Below are 6,256 nucleotides of genomic sequence, written 5' to 3'. Positions count from 1 at the left end.
TCCGCGCCGTCGGTCCCGGCGCTGGCAGATCCGGCTCGCCCGCGCCCGGCGTCGCCGGTGCCCGACCGGGCGGCGCCCCTGCGGGCCGTCGCCTCGTCCTCGCCGCGCCACTTGGCGCGGTACTCCCATGGCTCCAGAAGCCCCGCCGCCACCTCTTCCATGTCCTGGCGCTTCTCCGCCGCCGTGTCCGTGATGATGCTGTCGTCGAACGTCACGCGCACGAGCCCCTCGTCGGGCAGCCCCACGCCGAGCCTGCGCTCAGCCGCCATGAGCGCCCGGCAGATCCCCGCAATCGCGCCCTCGAGCGCACGCTCGTGTCTCCTGATGTTGCGCATCAGCGCCGAGTTGTCGGCCGACACCTCCGTGGCCGTCTTCACGTACCCGACGTTCTCCAGGTCGAAGTAGTTGATGCCGAACCCGCAGAGGTCGCCGAGCGTCTGCAGCGCGACACTGAACGCCCGCGCCTGCGCCTCGGTGCGCAGCGTCGGAGCGAACTCGTGGATCGTGTCCTCGGTCGACATGACCTTCCTGAACACGGTGCAGTCTTGCCGCCCGAAGGGGATGGAGACGCGCCCGCCCTTGCCGTCGCGCTCGACGTCGAACATCACGTCCGAGAGGAACACGCGCATCTTCCCGTTGTCGATCTCCGACATCATCGCGTCGTAGCAGAGGTCGACGGCTTGAATGGCATCAACCGCGTCCGCGAACACCGACTGCCCGTACGGCGACATGTCCACGCGCGTGTTGTCTATGGCGGGCTTGACTATCGAGAAGGTCGGCCATACCGAGCCCGTGTCGTACACCGGGCACACGCCCTCCGGCTCGACGCGGTTGCCGTCCCGGTCGAAGCACGCCGTGACGATCCGATACGTGTCCTCGCTTTCATCGTCAGTCAGGCGAGAAGGTCCCGCCGCCGAAGCCCCTCCGGATGATTCGCTTGGCGAGAAGAACGCGTCGGCAGCACCCTTCAGGTGCAGCTGAACCTGGTCGACGGCACGTCCCCTCAAGAACGCCCGCGTCACGAACGCGCACTCGGTGACGCCCTCCTCGTCCCACGTGAGCGGCACCACCATCCGCGCGTCGTAGCGCCGCACGCGCACTTCGCGAGACCCCGCGTCCACCCACAGGGCGAACGCCCCGGTCCCCAGGCCGAACGCCCGCACCACGCACTCCTGCGCGCTGGCGAGAAACCCCGTCCGAGCCATCCACGCCGCGAGCCAGTCCGTGCACTCCTGCGCCTCGCACGCCACCTGCGCCCTGTCGTTGAGGAGCAGCGAGCCCCACTCCCGGCACACCCGCATCGCCGGGTGGATGCTCCTGCGGTGCACCTCGTACACCCGCCCCACGCCATCAGTATCGCGATAGTCATAGAAGTCCCCGAGCGCCCGCATCCACCGGTCCCACGACCGGATCCACGGCTCCATGTCCCCCAGCGGCAGCCGAAACCCCAGCGACCCCAGCCACGCCCTCACGCACTCCGGCACCCAGAACTCGACCTCGTTCACTCCCATGCCAGTCCTCTCTTCGTCCGAACGCCTCCATTACAAGCGCCCGTCACAAGCGCAAAGAACAAGAGCGCCCGGCGAGAAGAACCGTCCGAAATTCAGTACCCAACTGAATTCGCTGGCTTAATTAGGCGAGAAGGGCGGAGATAACAATCGAGCCCGTCCACAAATCGCACACATTCAATTACAGGCGTTCTACCTGCTAAAACGTGCATCCGCATCCAACCCTTAAGGATGTTTCACTTACTGCAGGCTGCGTGCTAGCGTTAGCTTCACCGGAAGAGCCGAGGAATGGAGAGAAAGATGTCGATGCAGACAGAGGGCCCTGATTCCGCGAAGTTCCGCACCATGGGAGCCTCCTGGTTCGCCTCGCGCGCCTACCACGATCGCGTTGATCGAAGCCACCTCAACTGGCAGGGTGCCAGCACCCTCCAGTCGCGCATGAGCGCCTACGCCAACTCCACCGAGCACCATGCCGAGTGGCTCCGCGCCATCCTTGACATGAACCCCATCCTGCTCGCCAAGAACGACCTCGACCTCACTGGCGAGGAGGTGAAGGATCTTGCGAGAGGAGCACTTTCCACGATGGGGCAGGCAGCCGCCACGACGAAGCCCGCCCGGGGCCCGGAGCCCCGCCCCACGACCGCACCAGCAGCGAAGAAAACCAAGGTCGCGGACTCGCCGGACGAGAAGAAGCTTCGCACGATGGGGGCATCCTGGTTCGTCTCGCGCGCCTACCACGATCACGTGGACGCAAGCCACCTCAACTGGCAGAACGCAAAGACGCTCCAGCCCCGCATGAGCTCCTATGCCAGCTCCACGGAACGCCACGCCGAGTGGCTCCGTATGGTGCTCGACATGAACCCGAAGAGGCTCGCGCACAACTCTCTCGGCCTCTCCCCAGAGCAGATCAAGGACATGGCGAGAAGAACGCTCGCGAAGATGGCCTAGCCCCTCAGCACGTCGTCCATCATCGCGTAGCGCACCGCATCAATCGAGTGGTCGTTGCCATCCGGGATGTCGTCGAGCCACGTCCCGTCGCGGTCGCGGTCGTACTCCTTGAGGGTGAACTCCTCGTAGGCCAGGGGCACCCGCTCCGGGTCGATCACGATCTCCCGCAGCCCCGCAAGCCACTCGTAGGAGAGCCGCCGCATGTTGCTCTTCCTCGCCGGCCGCACGCGCAGCCCCACCTCGCGCCGCCACACCGCCATGCTCTGCTTGCCGTCGGGCGTGTCGTCGCACCAGATCAGCTCGTCGTGGAGGTAGGCGTCCTCGCCGGGCCCGTCCGCATAGGTGAGCGCCCCGCGCACCAGCTCGGCCGTCTCGGCGGGCGTCTTCCTGTTCGCCGACAGCTCGCCGAAGATCGTGAGCCGCCGCTCGCCAGGCTCCCACCCGCAGCGCACGAACCGCCACGGGTCGGGGAACCAGCCCCAGTCCACCCCGCATCGCGTGCGCGCGAAGCCCCGCACCCGCGCGTCGGACAGGCGCACGGAGACGACGTTGTCGAACACCGAGCCGCCCGTGCCCGTGACCTCGCCCAGGTACTCGCTCCTCCACGCCCGCTCGTCGACGCTGCGCAGGTACTCCGCCTCCTCAACGAACGGAGCGCCCAGCCACTCGGGGTGGCTCTCGATTACGTCGAGATACGAGCTCCGCCGCACCAGCGTGTCCGCTCGCCGCTCCCGCTCCAGCTCCTCGCGGTTCACCCAGCTCCAGAGCGTGCGCGGCGGGTTGTAGCTGTAGAAGATCCAGAAGTCGTCGCCGCCTCGGCGCAGCGAGTTCAGGATGCTCCGCACCGCGTCGATGCCGTCGAACTGGTCGAGCTCCTCGAACCACACCACCGCCGCGTAGCCGCGCGCGAACTTCACGCCCTTGAGCTTCAGCGGGTCGTCCGCGCCCCGGAACACGATGCGCTGCCCCGTGGGCAGGTACGTCAGCTCCATCGGCGAGATGCGCGCCCGGAACCACGCGTCGAGCCCCAGCGCCGCGATCGCCCACGTCATCTGCGAGAACACGGAGTCGCGCAGCGTGTTCGAGAACCTGCGCACCACCACCGCGTTCGCCTCCGGGTGCGCCAGGAGGAGCAGCACGATGCACACGCTGATGAAGCTCGACTTCGTGGATCCGCGCCCGCCGTGCAGCCAGTAGTGCGTGTGCCCGTGGGCCATCACGTCGCCCAGCACGTCGTGGAAGCGCGGGATGACGAGCGAGGAGGCGTCAACCATCGGAGCGCCCCTCCGCCGTCTGGTCGAATCCCGGCAGCTTCTCCTGCACCGGCTGCGTCACCACGCCGAGCACGATCCTGGGCGCGGCGTCCGCCTTCGCGTCGTCGCGCTGGCGCTCGGCCTTGCCGAACTCGTCGGGGTACTTGCGCTCGAGCAGCCACGCCGCCGCCGTCCAGTACTGGTTGCGCGCGAGCGCAGCCGCGCGGATGGTCGTGAGCAGCGTCCGCTTAAACGCCGACTCCTCCTTTTTTAGTCCCTCGCTTAACTCGCGCTGCAGCTTCGTCTTCGGCTCCCCGATTCAGCGGTAGAACGTTGATTCATGAATGCCCAGCGCGCAGATGATGTCGCCGTTCGAGAGCCCGTCCGCCTTGAGGCGGATCGCCTCGTCGACCATCTCCTGCGTCAGCTTCGCCCGCCTCGCCAAGCCCATCGCCCCCGTGAGCGTCATAGATTCCTTCACGGTGGATTCTCAGATGCCGTCACAAGTGCGGCGCAGTAAAATGAACTTGCTTATTGCTTGTTGGCGCCATGGTGGAGTTCGGCCTCTACCTTTTTGAACTCGTTCAAGGAGGTGGACTTATGAGCAGGGTTGTCTCTGTTCTCCCAGACTTTTTTGCGTTGGTGGCGACATGGCTAGGCGGCGGTGGTCGTAGCATTCACCATGGGCTTACAGGGCCGATGCCATTCCGGTTAGACTCCGGACACCGCCACCATTTCTAGACTCGCTTCCGCTTCCCCTTGAGCCCGTACTTCCCGCACAGGTGAGAGTTCCGCTACCGCATCTTGTCCCACTCACGCCTAACGTCGGCGAGTTCGGTGGACTCCTCGCACGCCGCCCGCTCGCGCTCAAGCTGTTCGTTGAACGCCCGTTCCTGCTCTAGGTGGTATTCCTCGGTGCACCGGCGGCACATGCCCGTCTGACGGTTGATCTTCACGCCCACCGCCCCGCAGCTCGGGCACACCGTCTGCACGGTGAGCGAGCAATGGATCCGGCTCGCCCGTATCTCCACCGCCCACGCGTGAGAATCTTCTGCGTCTCATCCCCGTCAAGACGTTGAGACATGGGCAGGGGCGCCCGCCCTCACCAGCCGCCAGGGGCGTCTTAGCCTGCGTCTCGGCATGGCACCCCCGCTTGAAGCTGCGAGACTTCCGGAACCGCTCCAGCAGTCAGTCCCAGCAGTGCCCCAAGAGCGCGTTCTCGATGCGGGTGTGGTGCACGTTGGAGGTTCCGAAGCGCTTCTGTCGCATGAACTTGCGCTTGGAACTCGTTGCCAGCGGGTGCTCCCTCATCACCCCTGCAGAATCATCTCCCTCCGTTCCCGTTACCCCTCGTCGCCCGCCAACGCGGCGATTGCGGCGCCGACGGTTGCCAGCCTGCGCCTATCCAGGCGGTAGTGCATCCAGCGGCCGTCCTTTCGTGCGGAGACGAGGCCGCAGTCCACGAGGATCTTCATGTGGTGGGAGAGCGTCGATTGGCCGATGTCGAGCCGTTCGAGGATCTTGCATGCGCACAGCTCGCCGTCGTCGGCCAGCGCCCCTATGATCGCGAGGCGGTTCTCATCAGCGAGCGCGCGCATGACCTCGGCGCTCAGGGGAGCGGAAACCCCGGGGATCTCGGCGCGGTCGATCCTCCGCACAAGGTCGCGGATCCTCTCCTCGATCGCACGCGCGCACGCCTCGAACGCATCATCGCCCTTGCCCGTGGGGTCCTCGAGCCCCCAATCCTCCCGGTAGGCGCAGGGCAGCGCGGGGCATCGCACGCCGCATCCCATGGTGACGACCACGTCGACCTGCTCGATCCCGGTCAGCGCCTTCGGGTGCAGGCCGGTGGCGTCGATGCCGTAGCGGCGCTGGAGCACCCGTATCGCATCGGCGTTGACGCGCTCCGCAGGGTGGGTCCCCGCCGAGCACGGCTCAATCGAGGCGCCCGCCAGCTCGCGCGCGATCGCCTCCGCCATCTGGCTCCGGCACGCGTTGTGCGTGCAGACGAACGCCACTCGGACCTTCCGCACCTGCTTTGAACCCATGGCAATCCTCCGTCCTCCGTTCATATGGTTCGATTATACATCGACTGTCTTCGATGTATAATGCATCGAAAGCCATCGATACGACGCCCTTGATTGCCAAACTTAGTGCAGACTTGCCTGCGCTAAGTCTGGCAGCTCCCCAGCTCCCCTCGTGTAGCATGTCGGCATGCCCGCCCGCCGCGGGAAGGGACGGTTGCCATGCCGACAAGCAGGCACTATTCGCACATCACGTTCGAGATGCGCGTGGCCATCGAGAACCGGGTGATAGAGGGGAGGTCGATGGCGCAGATCGCCGCGGAGCTCGACATCGACGCGACGAGCGTCTCGCGCGAGCTCAGGCGCAACCGCAGGAACGACGGCACCAGCTCGAACCCGAGCCTGCGCAACCGGTGCGCGCACAGGAAGGCGTGCGCCGTGCGGCGCCTGTGCGACCCGGACTGCGGGAAGAAGTGCTCGTCCTGCGCGAGGATGTGCCGGGCGGGCGGGTGCCCGGACTGGG

At 66.3% G+C, this 6,256-nt stretch carries 9 protein-coding genes; 3 read left to right on the top strand and 6 right to left on the bottom strand.

Going from position 1 to position 6,256, the window contains the following annotated elements:
* A partial coding sequence (locus PHA29_RS10150) for a hypothetical protein (protein WP_270849513.1) occupies positions 1–1,511 on the bottom strand: 1,511 nt, incomplete at its 3' end.
* Between the two features lie 297 nt (positions 1,512–1,808).
* Here PHA29_RS10150 and PHA29_RS10145 point away from each other — a divergent pair.
* The gene (locus PHA29_RS10145; protein WP_270849512.1) at positions 1,809–2,456 is read left to right on the top strand and encodes a hypothetical protein; all 648 of its coding nucleotides are present in this window, start codon (positions 1,809–1,811) and stop codon (positions 2,454–2,456) included.
* Here PHA29_RS10145 and PHA29_RS10140 read toward each other — a convergent pair.
* Positions 2,453–3,730, bottom strand: a complete 1,278-nt coding sequence (locus PHA29_RS10140; RefSeq protein WP_270849510.1) for a PBSX family phage terminase large subunit — start codon at positions 3,728–3,730, stop codon at positions 2,453–2,455. The genes PHA29_RS10145 and PHA29_RS10140 overlap by 4 nt on opposite strands.
* On the opposite strand from PHA29_RS10140, the gene PHA29_RS10135 reads away from it, so the two are divergent.
* Positions 3,705–3,983, top strand: a complete 279-nt coding sequence (locus PHA29_RS10135) for a hypothetical protein (protein ID WP_270849508.1) — start codon at positions 3,705–3,707, stop codon at positions 3,981–3,983. The two genes, PHA29_RS10140 and PHA29_RS10135, sit on opposite strands and share 26 nt — an antisense overlap.
* Before the next feature lie 45 nt (positions 3,984–4,028).
* Here the strand turns inward: PHA29_RS10135 and PHA29_RS10130 are convergent, their stop codons facing one another.
* The 4 genes from PHA29_RS10130 to PHA29_RS10115 all read right to left on the bottom strand — a co-directional run bounded on the left by PHA29_RS10130 (position 4,029) and on the right by PHA29_RS10115 (position 5,757).
* Positions 4,029–4,190, bottom strand: coding sequence for a helix-turn-helix domain-containing protein (locus tag PHA29_RS10130; RefSeq protein WP_270849506.1), 162 nt, complete (start codon positions 4,188–4,190; stop codon positions 4,029–4,031).
* 313 nt (positions 4,191–4,503) lie between these two features.
* Positions 4,504–4,665, bottom strand: coding sequence for a hypothetical protein (locus PHA29_RS10125; RefSeq protein ID WP_270849504.1), 162 nt, complete (start codon positions 4,663–4,665; stop codon positions 4,504–4,506).
* A gap of 232 nt (positions 4,666–4,897) precedes the next feature.
* On the bottom strand, positions 4,898–5,023 hold the full coding sequence (locus tag PHA29_RS10120) for a hypothetical protein (RefSeq protein ID WP_270849503.1): 126 nt from the start codon (positions 5,021–5,023) through the stop codon (positions 4,898–4,900).
* 29 nt (positions 5,024–5,052) lie between these two features.
* Positions 5,053–5,757: a metalloregulator ArsR/SmtB family transcription factor gene (locus PHA29_RS10115; RefSeq protein ID WP_270849501.1), complete on the bottom strand. Its 705-nt coding sequence runs from the start codon at positions 5,755–5,757 to the stop codon at positions 5,053–5,055.
* 198 nt (positions 5,758–5,955) lie between these two features.
* On the opposite strand from PHA29_RS10115, the gene PHA29_RS10110 reads away from it, so the two are divergent.
* On the top strand, positions 5,956–6,256 hold a 301-nt coding region (locus PHA29_RS10110; protein ID WP_270849500.1), incomplete at its 3' end, for a helix-turn-helix domain-containing protein.

This window comes from Candidatus Collinsella stercoripullorum (assembly GCF_027669965.1).
Taxonomy (GTDB): domain Bacteria; phylum Actinomycetota; class Coriobacteriia; order Coriobacteriales; family Coriobacteriaceae; genus Collinsella; species Collinsella stercoripullorum.
This window is presented reverse-complemented; position numbering and strand designations above follow the sequence as displayed.